Annotated in this window: 19 protein-coding genes; 8 read left to right on the top strand and 11 right to left on the bottom strand. The window is 68.3% G+C overall.

Annotated elements, in window-relative coordinates; all coding sequences use genetic code 11:
• Window positions 1-7: 7 nt before the first annotated feature.
• The 8 genes from AB6807_RS13250 to AB6807_RS13215 all read right to left on the bottom strand — a co-directional run bounded on the left by AB6807_RS13250 (window position 8) and on the right by AB6807_RS13215 (window position 7,474).
• On the bottom strand, window positions 8-703 hold the full coding sequence (locus AB6807_RS13250; protein ID WP_371084925.1) for an ABC transporter ATP-binding protein: 696 nt from the start codon (window positions 701-703) through the stop codon (window positions 8-10).
• Window positions 700-1,398 (bottom strand): ABC transporter ATP-binding protein, encoded by a 699-nt coding sequence (locus tag AB6807_RS13245; protein WP_295173589.1) that lies wholly within the window; start codon window positions 1,396-1,398, stop codon window positions 700-702. The genes AB6807_RS13250 and AB6807_RS13245 overlap by 4 nt, the downstream gene beginning before the upstream one ends.
• A complete protein-coding gene (locus tag AB6807_RS13240) occupies window positions 1,385-2,500 on the bottom strand; it encodes a branched-chain amino acid ABC transporter permease (protein WP_371084924.1) in 1,116 nt (371 codons plus the stop codon). Before AB6807_RS13240 ends, AB6807_RS13245 begins: the two co-directional genes overlap by 14 nt.
• Window positions 2,500-3,372, bottom strand: a complete 873-nt coding sequence (locus tag AB6807_RS13235) for a branched-chain amino acid ABC transporter permease (RefSeq protein ID WP_371084923.1) — start codon at window positions 3,370-3,372, stop codon at window positions 2,500-2,502. Before AB6807_RS13235 ends, AB6807_RS13240 begins: the two co-directional genes overlap by 1 nt.
• Before the next feature lie 48 nt (window positions 3,373-3,420).
• Window positions 3,421-4,305: a MaoC/PaaZ C-terminal domain-containing protein gene (locus tag AB6807_RS13230; RefSeq protein WP_371084922.1), complete on the bottom strand. Its 885-nt coding sequence runs from the start codon at window positions 4,303-4,305 to the stop codon at window positions 3,421-3,423.
• Window positions 4,306-4,476: 171 nt separating this feature from the next.
• A complete protein-coding gene (locus tag AB6807_RS13225) occupies window positions 4,477-5,142 on the bottom strand; it encodes a nitroreductase (protein ID WP_371084921.1) in 666 nt (221 codons plus the stop codon).
• Between the two features lie 24 nt (window positions 5,143-5,166).
• Window positions 5,167-6,216, bottom strand: coding sequence for a phosphotransferase family protein (locus AB6807_RS13220; protein ID WP_371084920.1), 1,050 nt, complete (start codon window positions 6,214-6,216; stop codon window positions 5,167-5,169).
• A gap of 10 nt (window positions 6,217-6,226) precedes the next feature.
• Window positions 6,227-7,474 carry an acyl-CoA dehydrogenase family protein gene (locus tag AB6807_RS13215; RefSeq protein WP_371084919.1) on the bottom strand — a complete coding sequence of 416 codons (1,248 nt, stop codon included), beginning with the start codon at window positions 7,472-7,474 and terminating at the stop codon, window positions 6,227-6,229.
• A gap of 297 nt (window positions 7,475-7,771) precedes the next feature.
• On the opposite strand from AB6807_RS13215, the gene AB6807_RS13210 reads away from it, so the two are divergent.
• From AB6807_RS13210 to AB6807_RS13175, 8 genes are all read left to right on the top strand, one after another.
• Window positions 7,772-8,926 carry an acyl-CoA dehydrogenase family protein gene (locus tag AB6807_RS13210; RefSeq protein WP_371084918.1) on the top strand — a complete coding sequence of 385 codons (1,155 nt, stop codon included), beginning with the start codon at window positions 7,772-7,774 and terminating at the stop codon, window positions 8,924-8,926.
• An 8-nt stretch (window positions 8,927-8,934) separates the two neighbouring features.
• Window positions 8,935-10,125, top strand: coding sequence for a CaiB/BaiF CoA transferase family protein (locus tag AB6807_RS13205; protein WP_371084917.1), 1,191 nt, complete (start codon window positions 8,935-8,937; stop codon window positions 10,123-10,125).
• A gap of 65 nt (window positions 10,126-10,190) precedes the next feature.
• Window positions 10,191-11,165, top strand: a complete 975-nt coding sequence (locus tag AB6807_RS13200; protein ID WP_371084916.1) for a Bug family tripartite tricarboxylate transporter substrate binding protein — start codon at window positions 10,191-10,193, stop codon at window positions 11,163-11,165.
• 39 nt (window positions 11,166-11,204) lie between these two features.
• On the top strand, window positions 11,205-11,954 hold the full coding sequence (locus AB6807_RS13195) for an electron transfer flavoprotein subunit beta/FixA family protein (RefSeq protein WP_116910645.1): 750 nt from the start codon (window positions 11,205-11,207) through the stop codon (window positions 11,952-11,954).
• Between the two features lie 2 nt (window positions 11,955-11,956).
• A complete protein-coding gene (locus AB6807_RS13190) occupies window positions 11,957-12,889 on the top strand; it encodes an electron transfer flavoprotein subunit alpha/FixB family protein (protein WP_371084915.1) in 933 nt (310 codons plus the stop codon).
• 45 nt (window positions 12,890-12,934) lie between these two features.
• A complete protein-coding gene (locus AB6807_RS13185; protein WP_371084914.1) occupies window positions 12,935-13,918 on the top strand; it encodes a Bug family tripartite tricarboxylate transporter substrate binding protein in 984 nt (327 codons plus the stop codon).
• A gap of 32 nt (window positions 13,919-13,950) precedes the next feature.
• Complete coding sequence (locus tag AB6807_RS13180) at window positions 13,951-15,105, top strand: acyl-CoA dehydrogenase family protein (protein WP_371084913.1); 1,155 nt, start codon at window positions 13,951-13,953, stop codon at window positions 15,103-15,105.
• A 22-nt stretch (window positions 15,106-15,127) separates the two neighbouring features.
• Window positions 15,128-15,925 carry an enoyl-CoA hydratase/isomerase family protein gene (locus tag AB6807_RS13175; RefSeq protein WP_371084912.1) on the top strand — a complete coding sequence of 266 codons (798 nt, stop codon included), beginning with the start codon at window positions 15,128-15,130 and terminating at the stop codon, window positions 15,923-15,925.
• Window positions 15,926-15,977: 52 nt separating this feature from the next.
• Here the strand turns inward: AB6807_RS13175 and AB6807_RS13170 are convergent, their stop codons facing one another.
• The 3 genes from AB6807_RS13170 to AB6807_RS13160 all read right to left on the bottom strand — a co-directional run bounded on the left by AB6807_RS13170 (window position 15,978) and on the right by AB6807_RS13160 (window position 20,300).
• Complete coding sequence (locus tag AB6807_RS13170; RefSeq protein WP_371084911.1) at window positions 15,978-16,883, bottom strand: LysR family transcriptional regulator; 906 nt, start codon at window positions 16,881-16,883, stop codon at window positions 15,978-15,980.
• 121 nt (window positions 16,884-17,004) lie between these two features.
• A complete protein-coding gene (locus tag AB6807_RS13165; protein WP_371084910.1) occupies window positions 17,005-18,492 on the bottom strand; it encodes an aldehyde dehydrogenase in 1,488 nt (495 codons plus the stop codon).
• Between the two features lie 65 nt (window positions 18,493-18,557).
• Entirely contained in the window at window positions 18,558-20,300 is a 1,743-nt protein-coding gene (locus AB6807_RS13160) for a GMC family oxidoreductase (protein ID WP_371084909.1), read from the bottom strand.
• Window positions 20,301-20,386 lie beyond the last annotated feature (86 nt).

Raw genomic sequence — 20,386 nt, 5'->3', positions numbered from 1 at the left:
GTCTCGGTTAGAAAGCCAGCGCAGCGCGGTGCTGCTCGGTGTCGATGTCGGCGGTGCGCCCGCGGTCGATGATTTCGCCCTTGGCCATCACCACGAAGCGCTGGCTCACCCGGCGCACCAGGTTCAGGTGCTGCTCGACCATGAGCACGCCGGTGCCGGCCGCGCGAATCTGGTTGAACACGTCGGCCAGGTCGTCCACCAGCACCGGCGAGAGCCCTTCGGAAGGCTCGTCGAGCAGCAGCACGCGCGGGTTGCCCAGCAGCGCGCGGCCCACGGCCAGCATCTGCTGCTGGCCGCCGCTCAGCTCGTTGCCCATGCGGTCGCGCCGCTCGTGCAGCACCGGGAACAGCTTGTAGACCGTGTCCATCGTCCAGTGGCCCTTGCGGCCGCAGGCCATGCCCAGGCGCAGGTTCTCGCCGACCGTGAGGTGCGCGAGGATCATTCGGCCCTGCGGCGACAGCGTCACGCCCTGCATGGCCGCGCGGTAGGCCGGCAGCTTCTGCAGCGCGACGCCGCCCACCTCGATGCTGCCGCCGCTGACCGTGGTGCCGCCGAAGAAGGACAGCAGCAGCGTCGACTTGCCCGCGCCGTTCTTCCCCACCACGGCCACCGCCTCGCCTTCGTCGACCTGCAGGTCCACATCGCGCAGCACCACCGACTTGCCGTAGCCGGCACGCAAGCCCTTGACGTCGATGAAGCTCATGCGGCGGTCCCCAGGTAGGCGGCAATCACCTTCGGGTCGCTGCGCACCTGCGCGGGCGAGCCGTTGGCCAGCAGGCGCCCGAGGTCGAGCGCGGTGATGGTGTCGCAGAAGCGAAAGACGGCATCCACGTCGTGCTCCACCACCAGCGCCGTGACGTTGCGCTGCCGCACCACCGTGGCCAGGTGCTGGAAGAGCGTGACGGTCTCGCTGGTCGAGAGGCCCGCCGCCGGTTCGTCGAGCAGCATCAGCGTGGGCTGGCCCACCAGCGCCAGCGCGATGTCCACGCGGCGCTGGTCGCCGTAGGCGATGCTGTCGGCAATCTCGTCGTACACCGGGCCGAGCGCCAGCGTGTCGACGATGCCCGCAAGGTCGGTCTCGCCGAGCTGCGAGGCCACCAGCTCCAGCTGCTCGCCCACGCGAATGCCCGGGAAGATGCTGGTGCGCTGGAACGAGCGCGACATGCCCAGGCGCCGGCGTTGCGCGACGGACTGGTGCGTGATGTCCTGCCCGTTGACGAACACGCGACCGCGCGTCGGTTTGCGCCGGCCGGTGATGGCGTCCATGAGCGTGGACTTGCCGGCGCCGTTGGGGCCGATCACGCCGTGCAGGATGCCGCGCTGCGCCACCTCGAGGTTCACGCCTTCGAGCGCCTTCACGCTGCCGTAGGACACGCTGAGGTCTTCAACGCGCAGCATGGTCGCCTCCTTTTTTTACCGGCGCGTTCGGCACGGCGTGCGCGCCGCGCTTGAACAGCCGCGCGATGCCGTTGCGGATGAACCCCATGATTCCCTCCGGGAACGCGACGATCACCATCACCACGCCCAGGCCGGTCAGCAGCTCCAGGTGGCCGGTGGCGCCGAACTGGTCTTGCCCGACCACATACAGCAGCGCCCCGAGCACCGGCCCCGCCACGGTGCTGACGCCGCCGACCAGCGTGGACACCAGCGCGTTGCCGCCGGTCGCGAAGTCGAGCAGCTCGGGCGACGCGAAGGCGGTGTACAGCCCGGTCAACAGCCCTGAGACGGCCGCGATGAAGCCCGACAGCGTGAACGCCAGCACACGCGGCAGGTAGGTGTTGAAGCCCGAAAAGCGCATGCGCTCTTCGTTCGAGCGAATGGCGCGCAGCACGCTGCCCGTGCGCGACCGGCCCACCGCCCAGGCCAGCAGCATCACGCCGCACAGCGCGAGCCAGGCCACAGGCCAGAAGCCCTCGGGCTTGGAGAGTTGCGCCTGAGTGAGGCCGAAGAAGGTGCCGCTGAAGTTCAACGCCAGGCCGTCGTCGCCACCGGTGATCGGACGAAAGTCGGTGACCATCACCAGCGAGCGCAGCATCTGCGCCAGCGCCAGCGTGAGCATCGCGAATGGCAGCGGCCGGGCCCGCACCACCAGCGCGCCGATCAACGCCGACAACAGCGTCGCGCCCACCAGCGTGAAGGCAGCGGCCGTCATGGCGTTCCAGCCGAACTGGGTGACGGCGATGGCGAAGAGGTAGGTCGCGCTGCCGGTGAAGGCGGCGGCGCCGAACATCATCAGGCCGCTCTGGTGCGCCAGGAAGCCGATGGCCAGCGCCGCGATGCCCAGCGTGATCGCGTTGACCAGCAGCCCAAGGTAGAAGGTGCTCTTGAGCACGCTGGGCACGAAGAGCCCGAGCACGATCAGCACGGCGACCACGATGCCGGGCTTCAGCAGGCCGGCGCCTCTTGCGCGGCCGGCGCCTTCGGCGCTGGAAGGCTGCGGCGAGGCCGCCGCGCGCGGCGCAGCTACCGGCAGGCCAGGCACACCAGGTACGGCGGCCATCACGCAACCCTCCCGCGGCCCAGACCCTGCGGCCGCCACAGCAGCACGATGAACAGCAGCATGTACGGCGCCATCACCGCCAGCGTGGGCGAGATGAGTGCGCCGATCACCTGGATCAACCCGAACACCACCGCCGCCGCGATCGCGCCGCCGATGCTGCCGAGCCCGCCGATGACGACCACGATCAGGCAGCTGATGAGAATGGACGCGCCCATGGCCGGGTCCACCGACAGGTACGGCCCCGCCAGCACGCCGGCCAGCCCTGCGAAGCCGGTGCCCAGGCACACCACCAGCAAGCTGAGCCGGTCGGTGTTCACGCCCATCATGCGTGCCACCATCGGCTGCTGGCTCACGGCGCGCACGTGCATGCCCGAGCGCGTCCACTTCAGCCAGGCGGCCAGCAGCACGCAGGTGCCGAAGCCCATGGCGATCAGGAAGATGCGGTAGGCCGGGTAGGCGTGGCCGAACAGGTCGAGCGAGCCCGCGAGCGAAGGCGGGGCCGACACCGACAGCGGTGCCGTGCCCCACACCTTGATGACGACCTGGCTCAGGATGAGCGCCAGCCCGAAGGTGACCAGCGCCACGTCCATGTGCGAGCGGCGTTGCAGCGGGCGGATGGCCGCGTACTCGAATAGCACGCCCAGCAGCGCCAGCAGCAGCGGCACGATCAACAGCGCCGCCCAGAAGTTGAACAGCCCCGAGAAGGTGTAGCCCAGGTAGGCGCCGAGCATGAACAGCGCGCCGTGGCCGAAGTTCATCACGTCGCGCAGCCCGAAGATCAGCGCCAGCCCGCTCGCCAGGATGGTGAGCAGCGAGGCCAGCGCCAGCGCATTGGCAAGCTGCGCGATGTTGAATGCCTGAGAAAAATCCATGGCGTCGGTTCCGGTATGCGGTATGCGGTGTGCGGTCTGTGTGCGCAGTCAGCGGTCGATGAAGTGATCGGTGAAACGGGCTTCACCGCGGTCGAGCACGGTCACGCCGCGCTCCACGGCCAGCGCGCGAAAGCGCACGGTGTCGCCCTGGCCGAAGAGCTCGATGCGGATGGTCTCGCCCGGGTAGGCCGGCTGCGCGAAGCGCACGGCCATCGAGCGCAGGCGCTCCGGACGGCGCGGGCTGCAATGCTTGAGCAGCGCGCGGCAGGCCAGGCCCATGGTGTTCAGCCCGTGCGAAATGGGCCGCTCGAAGCCGGCGCGGCGCGCCACCTCGGGGTCGGCGTGAATGGGCATGTAGTCGCGGCTCGCGAGCCGGTAGAACAACGCGGCCTGAGGCGCGGTGCGGTAGTCGATGCGGACTGTGGGCACCGCGCCCTCGGGCAGCGCGCTGGCGCCGGCCGGCGCGGTTCCGTGGCTGCCGCTGCCGCTGCCGCCGTCGCCGCGCAGGAACTCGGTCGAGCGCAGGCTGGCCAGCGCCTCGCCGCTGTGCGCGTCGGCGATCTCGGTGTCGAAGTGAATCAGCGCGCCGCGGCCCACGCCCTTGTCCACCACGGCGCGCACGCCGTAGCTGGCGCGCACCGTGCCCGCGAGCGGCAGCGGGCGGTGCAGCTCGAAGCGCATTTCGCCGTGCAATATCTTCACCCAGTCGATGCCCGTGGCCGGGTCCGCATGCCAGAAGGCGGGCCAGCCCAGCACCACGCACTGGCTGGGCACGGCGCGTTGTTCGCGGCCTTCGTAGACATGAAGAAGCTCGTCTTCGTCGAGCGGGTCGCTGCCCATGCCCAACCCCAGCGCGTACAGCGCCGAGTCGCGCCAGTCGTAGCTTTGTACCGCGGGCTCGAAGCGGCGCGCGATGACGTTCTGCAGGTTCATGGTGTCCGTCTTGTCTCCACTTTGGGGGCGGCGGGTGTGCAGTGCGTTGCTGCCGATTCATACAATCAGCATACAAGACAATATGCATGCGTACTACTTATCGTAAGTACGGAGTCGCGTCGGCGACCGATGCGTCCTGTCTTGTGTCTTGTGGTTTTTTTCTGCGCCGCTTCAGCGGTGAAAGCGCACCGCCTCGTGCGATGCAGCACGGCCCACGCGCGCCGCATTGGCCTTGTCCGTCGTGTCCTCGTAACCGAAAGACACACCGAACAGCAGCCGCTGCTCTGCCGGCAGCCCCAGCACCTCGCGCACGATGTCCGGGTACAGCCCGAGCGCACCCTGCGCGCAAGACGCGATGCCGCGCGCCGTGAGCGCCAGCATCAGCGTTTGCGCGTATATGCCGATGTCCGTCGCCTCGCGCGTGTCGAAGGGGTGCGCCATGAAGACGAACACCGCATGCGGCGCGCCGAAGAAGTCCAGGTTGCGCACATAGGCGGCGCGCCGTCCTTCCAGGTCGCTGCGCGCCACGCCCATGGCGCCGTAGAGCTGCGCGGCCGCATCGACCTGGCGTTCGCGATAGACACCATGGAATTTCGAATCCGCCGGCCAGTCGGGCTTGATCGGCTCGTTGCGCGTGCCGGCCGTTACCAACGCCGCGCGCAAGCGCCGCAGCGCCTCGCCGGACACCACGTGCGGTATCCACGGCTGCACGTTGCAGTTCGACGGCGCACGCTGCGCGATGGCGAACACCTCGTCGAGCGTGCGCTGCGGCACCTCGCCGGGCAGAAAGCCGCGCACCGAGCGCCGCTGGAGAATGGCTTCGTCGACAGAGAGCATGGGAGCGAAGTTCCGAGGTTGATTTCAGCGGCCGTCGATCAACGCCGCGCCGCGCCGCGCATAGGCCTGCGCCAGCTTGCGCCCCACGCGCGCCGCATCGGGCAGGAAGCCGTTGCCCGCCTCCCCGCGCGCGGCCACGCCGGCGCTGCCCACCGCGCCGCGGAACATCGCGAACACCTGGTGAAAGGTGGTCATGCGTTCCTTCGAGCCGGCCAGGCGGTAGTAGCGCTCGAGGTACTCCTCTTCCGACGGAATGCCCATGTCCGCCAACGGCAGCCCGAGCAGACCGCCGTTCTCGTCGGTCGCCATGCGCCAGGCCTGGCTGTTGAAGGCCACGTCGACCAGTGGATGCCCGAGCGTGGACAGCTCCCAGTCGAGCACGCCGACCACGCGCGGCTCGGTGGGGTGGAACATCATGTTGGTGATGCGGAAGTCGCCATGGCACAGCGCCAGCGTGTCGCTCTCGGGCACGCGCTCGGCCAGCCACGCCACCACGCGGTCGAGCTCGGGAATGTCGTCGTCGTCGCGGCGGAACTGCGTCCATTGCTGCGACCAGCGGCTCAGTTGCCGCGCGAAGTAGTTGCCCGGCTTGCCGTAGTCGCCCAGCCCCAGCGCGCGAAAGTCCAGGCTGTGCAGCGCGGCCATGGTCGCGCCCATCGACTCGTACATTGCCCGGCGCTGCGACGGCGGCACGCCCGGCATCGCAAAGCCGTCGAACACGCGGCCGTCGATGCGCTCCATCAGGTAGAAGGGCGTGCCGACGACCTCGCGGTCGGTGCAGTACAGCAGCGGCGCAGGCACCGGCACCGCGCTGTCGCGCAGCGCGGTCAGCACACGGTATTCGCGGTCGATGGCGTGCGCAGATGGCATCAATACCGCGTTGGGCTGCTTGCGCAGCACAGCCTGCCAGCTGCCGCGGCGCAGGAAGTAGGTCGGGTTCGACATGCCGCCGACCGTGCGCTCGACCACCAGGGCCGCGTCGTCGTCCGGCAGCCCATGACGAGCATCGCGCAGGTAGGCATCGAGGCGATCGACTTCGAAGTCGATGCCGCGGGTGTGCTCTTCGACGTTCATGCCGCCGCGCTCAGGCCGTTGCCCGCTTGCCCGCGAAGCCGAACAGATGCTGCGCCACCCGGCGCATCTGCATCTCTTCCGACCCTTCGGTGATGCGGTAGCGGCGATGGTGGCGGTAGATGTGCTCGAACGGCAGGCCGCGCGTGTAGCCGATGCCGCCGTGCACCTGAATCGCCCTGTCCGCGGCCTCGCAGCACAGCCGGTTCGCGCGAAAGTTGCAGATCGACACCAGGTCGCTGATTTCCAGCGGGTCCTGCTGGTCCATGCGGCTCGCCACCTGGAAGATGAAGTTGCGCACCATCTCGCATTCGGCATACAGCTCCACCAGCGGAAACTGGATGGCCTGCTTCTTCGACAGCGGCTCGCCGAAGGCGATGCGGCTCACCGCGTACTTGGCCGATTCGGCGATGCAGTAGCGCGCCGCGCCGGCGCTGGCCGCCGCCTGGCGAATGCGGTTCTCGTGAATGAAGCGCTGCGCCAGCACCAGGCCCTGGCCTTCTTCATGCAGGATGGCGCTGTTCGGCACGCGCACGTTCTTCAGTTCCACCTCGGCGTGGTCGCTGGGCATGTTGAAGGTCCAGTGGTTGTAGGCGATGCGGTGGCCGGGCGTGTCGGTCGGCACGATGAAGGCCGTGATGCCCAGCGCATCGCCCGGCTTGCCCGAGGTGCGCGCGAACACCAGGTTGGCGTGCGCGCGCTGCACCTGGCTGTTGAAGCGCTTCATGCCGTTGATGACCCAGCCGTCGCCGTCGCGCACGCCTGTCGTTTCCAGCCAGGTCGCGTCGCTGCCGTGGTTGGGCTCGGTGAGGCCGAACGACAGGTGGCGGTCGCGCTGGATGATGCCTTCGATGTAGCGCTTCTGCTCGGTGGTGCCATAGGCGTTGATGACCGGCACGATCGGGAAGTTGCCGACGATGGACGACTCGTCCTGCAGGTCGTTGTGCAGCCCCAGCCCCTTGGCGGCCAGGTGCTCGCGAATGGCGGCAATGGCCAGGTTCGACGCAGCTTGCCCGCCGCAGGCCTTGGGCAGGCCGTAGCGCAGGTGGCCGGCCTTGTCGGCGCGGCGCTCCATCTCGGCGATCAGGTCGTGCCACTCCTTGCGCGGAAAGCCGTCGTTCTCCCAGTCGGTGCGGGCATGCTCGCGCCGGTGGTCGAAGAACTGCATGTGCTCGCGCTCCAGCGGCTTGATCTCGGCCTCGATGAAGGCGTCGAGCTCGGCGAGCTTCGCGGTGATCTCGGGGGGGAACTGGTAGTCCATGAAGCGGGTGTCTCCTGCGGAAGGCGATCCGGTCGCCGGGTGGTAGTTGGCTTTGCAGTTTTTATATGCGTCAGCAACCTTACACAGGCGTACTATCTGCGTCAATCGGATTCACCCCGGCTCGCGGCGCGCCTCTTCGACCGCATGATGTGCGCTCCAGCCGTGAATCGGATTCACAGATGATGTGCGCCCCGCGTTCTTCTCACCTCCCCCTGCAAACCGCACGATATCGGCACCCGGCAGCACCCCTTGCTGCCTGTATTTCCCCACCGCCGATACCGACACACGGAGACAACAATGGAAGAACGCACCGAACTGCAGGAAGCCCTGCTCGACAGCCTGCAACGCGTGGTCGACAAGGAGATCGCTCCCCTGGCCCAGCAGATGGACGAAGAAGAAAAATTTCCCGAGCACCTCATCAAGATCTTCGGAGAAATGGGCCTCATGCAGGCCCGCGTGCCCGAAGAGTACGGCGGCCCCGGCCTCGACCTGACCACCACCTGCATGGCCAAGGAACTGGTGGCGCGCGTGTCGATGACGGGCGCGCAGCTCATCAACCAGAACACCATTTCCTTCGTGCTGCCGCTGCTGCACTTCGGCACCGACGAGCAACGCAAGAAATGGCTTCCGCTGGTGGCCAAGGGCGGCGTGGTGAGCTCGGTGGCCATCACCGAGCCGCACGCGGGCTCCGACGTGGGCGCCATGAAGACCAGCGCCGTGCGCGAGGGCGACCACTACGTGGTGAACGGGCAGAAGTGCTTCATCACCATGGCGCCGCTGGCCGACTACATCACCCTCTTCGCCAAGACCGGCGAGGTGAACAGGCGCGGCGTGGACAACATCAGCTGCTTCATCGTCGACATGAAAAGCGCCGGCATCACGCTGGGCGGCAGCGAGAAGATGATGGGCCAGCGCGGCACGCCGCATGCCGACATCTTTTTCGACAATGTGCGCGTGCCGGTGGAAAACCGCATGGGCGAGGAAGGCCGCGGCTTCATCTCTTGCATGCACATCCTCGACCTGAACCGCCCCACGGTGGCGGCCAGCGCGGTGGGCGTGGCGCAGGGCGCGTTCGACATCGCCGTGGCCTACGCCAAGGAGCGCAAGGCCTTCGGCAAGGCCATCGGCGAGTTCCAGGGGCTGCAGTTCATGCTGGCGGACATGCACATCCAGATCGAGGCCGCGCGCGCCCTGCTCTACAAGTGCACCCGCGCCATCGACGCCGGCCAGCACGACCGGCTCACCGAAATGGCCTCGATGGTGAAGTGCTTCTGCACCGACGTGGCCATGAAGGTGACCACCGACGCGGTGCAGGTGCTGGGCGGGCACGGCTACATCCGCGGCAACCATGTGGAGCGCATGATGCGCGACGCCAAGGTGCTGCAGATCTACGAAGGCACCAACCAGATCCAGCGCATGGTCATCGCGCGGCGCGCGCTGGGCTTTCGTTGAGCACGGGCATGGCCACCGTTGCCGCCGGCACGCCCGGCGCCCTGACCGGCATTCGCGTGCTCGACTTCACCTTCGTGATGTCGGGCCCCTACTGCACCCGCCTGATGGCCGACCTGGGCGCCGAGGTCATCAAGATCGAGTCGAAGCACGGCGACCTCACGCGCAGCCGGCCGCCGTTTCGCGACGGGCGCAGCAGCTACTACGCCTCGCTGAACTGCGGCAAGCGCAGCATCGTGCTCGACCTGAAGAGCCCCGAGGCGCGGGACATCGTGCACGACATGGTCAAGCAGGCCGACGTGGTGGTGGAGAACTTTCGCCCCGGCGTCATGAAGCGCCTGGGCCTGGGCTATGAAGCGCTCAGCGAGATCAACCCGCGGCTGGTGTACTGCTCGATCTCCGGCTTCGGCCAGGGCAAGTCGGGCGACGGCAAGGGCGCCTACGCGCCCACGCTGCACGCGCTTTCGGGCTTCGACGACGCCATGCGCGGCTACCAGGACGACGCCAGCCGCCCGCCCAACACCGGCATCTTCGTGGCCGACGTGCTGGGCGGCTCGCTGGCCTTCGGCGGCATCCAGGCCGCGCTGGTGCAGCGCCAGCGCACCGGGCGCGGCGACCTGGTCGACCTGTCGCTGCTCGACTCGATGGTGAGCCTGCTGGTGTGCGAGGTCGGCGAGGCGCAGTTCCCCGAGCAGCCGCTGCACTTCGTCTACAAGCCCACGCCCGCGCGCGACGGCCACCTGGTGGTGGCGCCCACCACGCAAGACAACTTCGTGGCGCTGTGCAAGGCCACCGGCCACCCCGAGTGGCTGGAAGACGAGCGCTTCGCCACCGGGCGCGGCCGCCAGGTGCACTGGGACGCCTTCCTGGCCGAGCTGGCCAAGTGGGCCCTGCAGCACACCGCCGAGGAGTGCGAACGCATCCTCGACGCGCACCAGGTGCCCTGCTCGCGCTACCTGAACATCGGCGAGACGATGCAGCTGCCGGTGGTGAAAGAGCGCGGCACCATGTGCGAGATCGACGATGGCGCCGGGCCCTTCCTGGTGGCGGGCACGCCGTTTCGCATGGCCAACGGCAACGCCGGCCCGCGCGCGCACGTGCCGGTGCTGGGGGCCGACGGCCCGGCCATCCTCGGCGAGCTGCTGGGCAAGGACGCGGCCGGCATCGCGCGGCTGCGCGAAGCGGGCGTGCTGGGCGGTTAGCGCAGCACGCCGGCACGACACACCACACACAAAAAAAGGTCACAAGACCATGGAGACAACAACCGATGAACACCGCCACGACCGCGTTGCTGGCCGGCGCTTGTGCCTGCGCCTTGGCGCTGGCCCTGCCCGCCAGCGCGCAAAGCGCCTTTCCTGACAAGCCCGTGCGCATCGTCGTGCCGTTCGCGGCCGGCGGCGTGACCGACGCCATGCTGCGCCTGCTGCAGGAGCCCGTGGGCCGCAGCCTGGGGCAGCCCGTGATCATCGACAACCGGCCCGGTGCCGCCGGCATGATCGCCGCGCGGCTGGCCGCCGACGCGGCGCCCGACGGCTACACCGTGCTGGTGGTGAACACCGGGCTGATCGCCATCACGCCCTTCGTGCAGAAAAGCGCGGGCATCGACCCGCAGCGCCGCTTCGCGCCCGTGGCGGGCCTGTCGAGCGCGCCTTCGGTGCTGTTGGTGCACCCCTCGGTGCCGGTGGCGGACCTGCGCCAGTTTCTGGACTACGCCAAGGCCAACCCGGGCAAGCTCGAATACGCCGTGGTCGGCAAGGGCGCGTATGGCGACGTGGCGACCTCGCTGTTCCAGAAGCAGGCCAGCGTGCGCATGCTGCCCGTGCCCTACCAGGGCAACGCGCAGACCACCACCGCGCTGCTCTCGGGCGAGGTGAAGGTGCAGCTCACCATCCTCTCGGGGCCGATGAACGACTACCTGAAAAACGGCCGCATCAAGGCGCTGGGTGTCGCCACGGCAGGGCCCAGCGCGCTGGTGCCGGGCGTGCCGCCCATTGCCGACGTGCTGCCGGGCTTCGATGCCGTGGTCTACACCGGCCTGGTGGCGCCCGCGCGCACGCCGCCGGCCGTGCTCGACAAGCTGGGCCACGCCTTCACCACCGCGCTGTCGGACCCGGCCCTGCGCAAGCAGCTCGAGGCCATGGGCATGGAGGCCGCCCCGTTGGACGGCAAGGCCTACGGCGCACGCATCGCCCGCGAAATCGGCGCCTTCGCTCCCGCCATCAAGGAGCTGGAAACCGAATGAACGCGAACACCCTTCCTTCGAAACTGTGAGGTCAAAGCCATGAAGATTCTTGTGCCCGTGAAGCGGGTCGTCGACTACAACGTGAAGGTGCGCGTGAAGAGCGACGGCACCGGGGTGGACATTGCCAACGTGAAGATGAGCATGAACCCGTTCGACGAGATCGCGGTCGAAGAGGCGGTGCGCCTGAAGGAAAAGGGCGTGGTCACGGAAGTGATCGCGGTGTCTTGCGGTGACGCGAAGTGCCAGGAGACGCTGCGCACGGCGATGGCCATCGGTGCGGACCGCGGCATCCTCGTCGAGACCACCGAAGAGCTGCAGCCGCTGGCGGTCGCCAAGCTGCTGAAGGCGCTGGTCGACAAGGAACAGCCGTCGCTCATCATCCTCGGCAAGCAGGCCATCGACGACGACGCGAACCAGACGGGCCAGATGCTGGCTGCGCTGGCCGACCTGCCCCAAGCCACCTTCGCCTCGAAGGTCGACCTGGCCGGTGACAAGGTCACCGTGTCCCGCGAAGTCGACGGCGGCATGGAAACCCTGACGCTCACGCTGCCCGCGGTCATCACGACCGACCTGCGCCTGAACGAGCCGCGCTACGTGACGCTGCCGAACATCATGAAGGCGAAGAAGAAGCAGCTGGACACCTTCAAGCCCGAAGACCTGGGCGTGGACGTGAAGCCGCGCCTGAAGACCCTGAAGGTCGCGGAACCGCCGAAGCGCGGCGCCGGCATCAAGGTGCCTGATGTTGCAGCGCTGGTGGACAAACTGAAGAACGAAGCGAAGGTGATCTGAACATGACCGCATTAGTTATTGCTGAACACGACCACGCCAGCATCAAGCCGGCAACCTTGAACACCGTGACCGCCGCACTGGCTTGCGGTGGCGAGGTGCATGTTCTCGTCGCAGGCGCGAACGCTGCAGAAGCCGCCAAGGCCGCCGCCCAGATCGCAGGCGTGACCAAGGTCATCGCCGCAGACAGCCCCAGCCTGGCAGAGAACCTTGCTGAAAACGTCGCAGCCCAAGTGCTCGCGATTGCAGCGAACTACAGCCACATCCTGTTCCCCTCCACTGCCAACGGCAAGAACGTGGCTCCTCGCGTGGCCGCAAAGCTCGACGTGGCTCAGATCAGCGACATCACCAAGGTCGACAGCCCTGACACCTTCGAGCGCCCGATCTACGCCGGCAACGCCATCGCTACTGTGCAAAGCAGTGACGCCACCAAGGTGATCACCGTTCGCACGACCGGCTTCGACGCAGCAGCCGCCACCGGTGGCAGCGCAACCGTCGAAACCGCTGAAGGCGTCGCAGACAGCGGCAAGAGCAGCTTCGTCGGCCGCGAGGTCACCAAGAGCGAACGCCCCGAACTGACGGCAGCCAAGATCATCGTCTCGGGTGGCCGTGCCCTGGGCAGCGCCGAGAAGTTCACCGAAGTGATGGCGCCTCTCGCCGACAAGCTGAACGCAGGCCTCGGCGCCAGCCGCGCAGCCGTCGACGCGGGCTACGCCCCGAACGACTGGCAAGTCGGCCAGACCGGCAAGATCGTCGCGCCGCAGCTGTACATCGCCGCAGGCATCTCCGGCGCCATCCAGCACTTGGCCGGCATGAAAGACTCGAAGGTCATCGTCGCGATCAACAAGGACGAAGAAGCACCGATCTTCAGCGTGGCCGACTACGGCCTCGTCGCCGACCTGTTCGTGGCCGTGCCCGAACTGGCCAGCGCCCTCTAGGGCTCGCCGCCCCGCGACAGACATCAAAAAAACGGAGACAGACAAATGCCCCGCACCTTCCACGCACGGCGCCTGCTGGCCGCAGCAGCAGCCACAGCCGCCGCCCTGCCCTTCGCGGCCACCGCCGCGTTCCCCGACAAACCCATTCGCCTCGTGGTTCCCTACGCCGCGGGCGGCCCGACCGATGCCATGGCGCGCATCCTGCAGGCTCCGCTGCAGCAGGCGCTCGGCGGCGCCACGGTCATCGTCGACAACGTGCCCGGCGTGGGCGGCGCGCTCGGTGCGCAGCAGGTGCTGCGCGCGCCGGCCGACGGCTACACCCTGTTCCTGGGCAACAACGGCCCCAGCGCCGTGACGCCGCTGCTGCAGAAGAACGCGGGCTTCGATCCGGTGAAAGACTTCGTGCCCATCTCCATGGTCGCCAAGTCGACCATGGTGCTGGCCGTGAGCGCCGACGTGCCCGCCACCAACATGAGCAGCTTCCTGGAGTGGGCCAAGAAGACCAACGGCAAGGCCAACTACGCCAGCGCCGGCGTCGGCTCGCTGGGCCACCTGGGCACCGAGCTGCTCATCAAGCAGGCCGGCATCAAGATGACCCACGTGCCCTACAAGGGCCAGGCGCCGACGCTGAACGCACTGCTCGGCGGCGAGGTGCAGGTGCTGCTCACCACGCCCACCGAGGCCATGCGCGGGCAGATGGCCACCGGCAAGATCAAGCTGGTGGGCGTCACGTCGGAAACCGTTTCGCCACACGACCCCAAGGCCGACCCCATCGGCAAGTACGTGCCCGGCTATTCGCTGTACTCGTGGTTCGCGCTGCTCGCCAAGGCCGGCACGCCGCCGGCGGTGGTCGAGCAGCTGCACGCCGCGGTGGTCAAGGCCGTGGCCTCCGAAGACGTGAAGAAGCGCTTCGACTCCCTCGGCGTCGATGCCGAGAGCAGCGCGCCGCCCAAGGTGATGGAGTACGTGAAGCAGGACGTGGCGCGCTGGAGCGTGATCATCCGCGAGCAGAACATCCAGCCCGAGTAACAAGCGAACAGGCACACGCCAAGGACACCCCCATGGACTTCACCCCCGAAGAAATTGCCTTTCGCGACAGCGTGCGCCGCATGGCCGAGCGCCACGTGGCGCCCATTGCGGCCGAGATCGACGAGAACGACCGCTTTCCCACCGAGCTGATTCCCGTGTACGGCGACATGGGCCTGCTGCAGCTGTGGGTGCCCGAGGCCTACGGCGGCCCCGGCGCCAACCTGACCATGGTGTGCATGGCGCGCGAAGAAATATCGCGCCACTCCGAAGCCTGCGGCCTGCTGGCCGGCGAGACCACCATGTTCGTGCTGCCGCTGATGCACTTCGGCACCGAGGAGCAGAAGCAGCGCTTTTTGCCCATCGTGGCGCAGGGCCGCACGCTGACGGCCATTGCGCTGTCGGAGCCCGGCGCCGGCTCCGACGTGAGCGCCATTCGCACACGCGCCGTGCGCGACGGCGACAGCTACGTCATCAACGGGCAGAAGCAGTGGTGCTCCTTTGGCAGCGTGGCCGACTACATCATGGTGTTCGCCAAGACCAGCGACGCGGGCGGGGTGGACAACATCAGCCCCTTCATCGTCGACGTGAAGACCATGCCCGGCGTCAGCTTCGGCAAGAAGGAACGCAAGATGGGCATGCGCGGCGCGGTGAACGTGCCCGTGTACCTCGACAACGTGCGCGTGCCGGTGGAGAACATGCTCGGCGAAGAGGGCAAGGGCTTTCGCGCCGCCATGCGCGCGCTGGACCTGAACCGCCCCGCCATCGCGGCCGCCTCGGTGGGCCTGGCGCAGGGCGCGCTCGATGCGGCGGTGGCCTATGCGCAGCAGCGCAAGCAGTTCAAGCGCTTCATCTCGGAGTTCCAGGGCGTGCAGTTCATGCTGGCCGACATGGCCATGCAGATCCAGGCGGCGCGCTGCCTGCTGTACGAATGCACCCGCGCGGGTGATCGCGGCGAGTGGGACCGGCTGCCCATGCTGGCCAGCATGGCCAAGTGCTTTGCCAGCGACATGGCCATGAAGGTGACGACCGACGCGGTGCAGGTGCTGGGCGGCTATGGCTACACCAAGGACTACCCGGTCGAACGGATGATGCGCGACGCCAAGCTCAACCAGATCTTCGAGGGCACCAACCAGATCCAGCGCGTGGTGATCGCGCGCGAGCTGCTGCGCAACGCCGCCGCCGCATGAGCCCCGCAAGGAATCCACCTCCATGACGCTCCCCACCTACGAAAGCCTGCTGTACACCCGCGACGGCCACGTCGCGGTGCTCACCTTCAACCGCCCGCAGCGCATGAACGCCATCGGCGGCACGCTGAAGCAGGACATTGCCGCCGCAATTCGCGAGGCCGAACGCGACGACGCCGTGCGCGCCATCGTGCTGACCGGCGCGGGCCCCGCCTTCTGCGCCGGCGGCGACGTGAAGGAAATGAGCGCCGGCCCCGGCGCCGCCCGCCCGCTGAAGGAAAAGATCGCTCCCGCGCGCGACGAGATGCTGCTGGCCATCTACGAAGCGACCAAGCCGGTGATCGCGGCCGTCAACGGCGCGGCCGTGGGCGCGGGCATGAACATGGCGCTGGCCGCAGACATTCGCATCGCGGCCAGCAACGCCAAGTTTGCGCAGGCCTTCGTCAAGCGCGGCCTGCCGCCCGACACCGGCGCCACCTACCTGCTGCCGCGCGTGGTCGGCATGGCCAAGGCGTGCGAGCTGGCGTTTACCGGCGACGTGATTGATGCGCAAGAGGCATTGCGCCTGGGCATCGTCACGCGCGTGGTGCCGCCGGAGGCACTGATGGCCAACGCCATGGAACTGGCGGCACGCATCGCGGCCGGCCCGCCCATTGCCATCCAGCTCGCCAAGCGCTCGCTGTACCGCGGGCAGGAAGGCAGCCTGCGCGAAGCGCTGGCGCGCGAGGCCGCGGCGTTCAACGTGTGCATGGAGACCGAGGACGCGGCCGAGGGCGTGGCTGCGTTTCTGGAGAAGCGGGCGGCGGTGTTCACGGGGCGCTGACCGCGCCCGGGCCGCCCCCTCGCCGGCTCTTCGCCGGCTCCTCACCAGTCCCTCAGATACTGGCCCAGCCCGCCTCGAACTTCTCGTTCAGAAAGTCCAGAAACGCCCGCACCCGCGGGCTCAGGTTGCGCTTGCTCGGGTACACCACGTAGATGGGTTCTTCCGACGCCAGCTGGTACTTTTCGAGCACGCGAATGAGCCGCCCCGCCGCCAGGTCGGCCGCCACGTGCACATCAGACAGCCGCACGATGCCCACGCCCGCGATCGCGTACGCGCGCAGCAGCTCGGCCGAGTTGCTGCCGATGTTGCCGTTCACGTTCAGCGCCACCGGCTCGCTGCCGTCCTGCAGCGCCCAGGTGCTGCGCACCGAGCCCGCCAGAAAGTTCATGCAGTTGTGCTGCTGCAGGTCTTGCAGCGTCATGGGAATGCCGGCCTTCGACAGGTACTTGGGCGAGGCGCACAGCGTCCATCGCGTGGTCGCGATGCGGCGCGCCACCAGAGACGAATCGGGAATGTCGCCGCTCTGGAAAGACAGGTCGATGTGGTTCTCGAACAGGTCGATGGGGCTGGCCGTGAGCACGAACTCCACGCGCATGTGCGGGTGCCGCTCCAGAAACTCGGGGATCACCGGCGAGAGCTGGTGCTGCGCCAGCAGCAGCGAGGAGTTGAAGCGCAGCACGCCGCTGGCCTGCGTCTTGGTGTTCTGCAGGCCGTTTTCGGCCTCTTCGAGCGCGTCGAGCACGCGGTGCGCGCCTTCAAGAAACTGCTCGCCTTCGCGCGTGAGCTTCAGCACGCGCGAGGTGCGGTGAAACAGCCGCACGCGCAGCCGGTCTTCCAGCCGCTGAATGAGCTTGCTGACGGTCGAGGGGTTGCAGTCGAGGCTGCGCGCGGCCGCGGAAAAGCTGGTTTCCTCGGTCACGCGAAGGAACACGTCGAGCTCTCTGATGCGGTCGTTCATGGGGCGGTGATGCTTGGACGCTGTGACGCCGTGTCACGGTGGCACGATGGATTGGCGGCAGGAAGGCGAGGGAACAGGCGCCGCAAGAATACTCCGCGCCGTCCGTCGGTGGGCCCCGAGCTCAGTCCGTCTTCACCCACACCGCCTTCGTCTGCTGGTACTCCGCCATGTGCTCCGCGCCCGACTCGCGGCCGTAGCCGCTCATCTTGTAGCCGCCGAAGGGCACGGCCGGGTCCATCACCTGGTAGCAGTTGACCCACACCGAGCCCGCGCGCAGGCCCTTGGCCACGCGGTGCACCTTGCCCACGTCGCGCGTCCACACGCCGCTGGCCAGGCCGTAGTCGGTGTCGTTGGCGCGGCGCAGCATGTCGTCGATGTCGTCGAAGGGCAGCGCGGATATCACGGGCCCGAAGATTTCTTCGCGCGCGATCTTCATGCCGTCGTTCACGTTCGCGAACACCGTGGGGGCCACGAAGTAGCCGGCGCCCAGCCCGTCGCGCTCCAGCCGCATGCCGCCGGCCAGCGCCTTGGCGCCCTCCTGCTTGCCCGCGGCCAGGTAGCCGGTGACGCGGTCTAGCTGCTGCTGCGACACCAGCGGGCCCAGCTGGGTTTCGGTGTCCAGCGGGTTGCCCACGCGCAGCGCGCGCGCAAAGTCGGCCACCTTGTGCACGAACTCGTCGTACACCTTGCGCTCCACGAACAGCCGCGTGCCCGCGCTGCAGATCTGCCCCGAGTTGCCGAACACCGCCATGGCCGCGCCGGGCACCGCCGCATCCAGGTCGGCATCGGCGAACACGATGTTGGGCGACTTGCCGCCCAGCTCCAGCGACACCCGCTTGATGTTGGCGGCCGAGGCCCGGATTATTTTCTGCCCCACCTCGGTCGAGCCCGTGAACGCGATCTTGTCCACGCCCGGGTGGTCGGCCAGCGCAGCGCCCGCCGCGCCCAGCCCCGTGACCACGTTGAACACACCCGGCGGCAAGCCCGCTTCGGCGCACAGCTCGGCCAGGCGCAGCGGCGACAGCGGCGCCTGCTCGGCCGGCTTCAGCACCAGCGTGCAGCCCGAGGCGAGCACGGGGCACAGCTTCCAGATGGCCAGGCCGATGGGGCCGTTCCACGGGTTGATGGCGCCCACCACGCCCACCGGTTCTTTCAGCGTGTAGCTGAACACCTCGCCCGCGGCGGAGTTCTCGATGGTTTCGCCGTGCGTGGACGTGGCCAGCCCCGCGTAGTAGCGCAGCAGCGCCACCGCGCGGCGCCGGCCGAGCGTGGTGCGCGCAATGGGGCCGCCCATGTCGAGCGTGTCGAGCATGGCCAGCTCGTCGTAGTTGGCCTCCACGATGTCGGCGATGCGCAGCATGACCTGCTGGCGGTCGAAGGGCTTGAACTTGCTCCACGGCCCGACGAAAGCGCGGCGCGCGGCGGCCACCGCCAGCGCCACGTCGCGCTCGTCGGCCTCGGCCACTTCGGCCAGCACCTGGCCGGTGCTGGGGTTGATGGTCTTGAAGGTGCGGCCCGAGAGCGCGTCGGCGTGCTTGCCGTCGATGAACATGCGCTTCACGCGGCCGTCGAGAAAGGCGGGCGTGGGCAGTGGGGTGAGCTGTGCCATGGGGTGTCCTTGTGCTTACGAATCGAAAAGGAGAAGACAGGAGGAAGTGAGCAGACGAAGCGGGCTCAGGCCGGCAGCCGCGTGTCGGCGGGCGCGCTCTGCTGGCTGCGTTGTTGCCCGTGTTGTTGCCCCTGTTGTTGCCCCTGTCGCTGCCTGTCTTGCTGAATGAAGGCCGCGGCGCGCTCGCCGATCATGGTGGCCGGGGCGCTGGTGTTGCCGCCGACGATGTTGGGCATGACCGATGCATCGGCCACGCGCAGCCCGTCGATGCCGTGCACGCGCAGCCGCGCGTCCACCACCGCCAGCAGGTCGGCGGCCGGGCCCATCTTGCAGGTGCCCACCGGGTGGTAGGCCGTGTTGACCTGGGCGCGCAGCGCCGCCTCCAGCTGCGCATCGGTCTGCAGATGCGGGCCCGGCGCAATTTCCCCGCTGGAGTACGGTGCCAGCGCCGCGCCCGCGAAGATGCGGCGCGCCTCGCGCACGCCGCGCACCAGCGTCGCCATGTCGGCCGGGTCTTCCAGAAAGTTGGGGTGCATCACCGGCTTGGCCGCCGGATCGGCCGAGGCCAGCTCCAGGTGGCCGCGCCCCGCGGGCCGCAGCAGCTGCACCAGCACCATGAAGCCGTGGTCGCGCGGAATGACGCGCGCGTTGCCCTTCAGCCCGACCAGGAAGGTCATCTGCACGTCGGGCCGGTCCAGCCCCGGCAGCGAGCGAAAGAAGCCGCCCGCCTCCGCCGCGTTGGAAGACAACATGCCCTTGCGGTTGAACAGGTAGCGAAACGGGCTGGCCAGCATGCGCGGCCACGAGGTGCCCGACAGCGCATAAGACTCCCCGCTTGGGTTGCCGTGCGAGACGAACACCGTCGGGTGGTCTTGCAGGTTCTGCCCCACGCCCGGCAGGTCGAGCTGCACCGGAATGCCCCAGCGCCGCAGGTGCGCGCCGGGGCCGATGCCCGAGAGCATCAGCAGCTGCGGCGAATTGACCGCGCCGCCCGCCAGCACCACCTCGCTGGCCGCGCCAGCCAAGCTCAAGAGGCGCCGCTCGCCGAGTTCGCCACGCTCGCTGCCCGCGTCGTTCTTCACGATGCGCACGCCCACCGCGCGCTTGCCCTTCAGCTCGATCTTCTCGACCAGCGTGTCCGCGAACACCGTGAGGTTGGGCCGGCCCAGCACCGGGTGCAGGAACGCGCGCGAGTTGCTCAGCCGCACCCCGTCGCGCTGGTTCAGCTCGTACAGGCCCATGCCGTCTTGCGAGGCGCCGTTGAAGTCTTCGTTGTGCGCATGACCGGCCTGCACCGCCGCTTGCACGAAGGCTTGCGACAGCACGTTGGGCGAGTTGGGCCGGCTCACGTCGAACTCGCCGGCGCCCTTCGCGTGGAAGGGCGTGGCGCCGGCGTGACGGTTTTCATGCTGGCGGAACACGGGCAGCACGTCTTCATAGGTCCAGCCGGGGTTGCCGAGCGCGGCCCACTCGTCGTAGTCGAGCCGGTGGCCGCGGATGTACACCGAGCCGTTCACCGAGCTGCAGCCGCCGAAGAGCTTGCCGCGCGGGCAGGGAATGGTGCGGCCGTTGACCGCCGCGCCGCCCTGGAAGCCGTGCTGCCAGTTGTAGCGCGCGTGCGGCAGCAAGAAGATGTTGCCCACCGGCAGCGACGTCTTCAGGTTGACCGGAAACTGCCGGTCCGAAGGCCCCGCCTCGATGAGCGCCACGCGCACCGACGGGTCGGCCGAGAGGCGGTTGGCCAGCACGCAGCCGGCCGAGCCCGCGCCGATGACCACGTAGTCGAATACATCCGGGGAGCGATGCATGCTTGTCTGTCTCCTTTTATGGGCGCGCTGCTGCCGGGCATGCGACGACCTTTTTTCGGTCTAGCGAAAGAGCATCACTTGGCGGG

Source organism: Variovorax sp. RCC_210 (genome assembly GCF_041355175.1).
Lineage (GTDB): Bacteria > Pseudomonadota > Gammaproteobacteria > Burkholderiales > Burkholderiaceae_C > Variovorax.
Note: the sequence above shows the minus strand (reverse complement) of the source record. Positions and strands in the feature narration are given on the sequence as shown.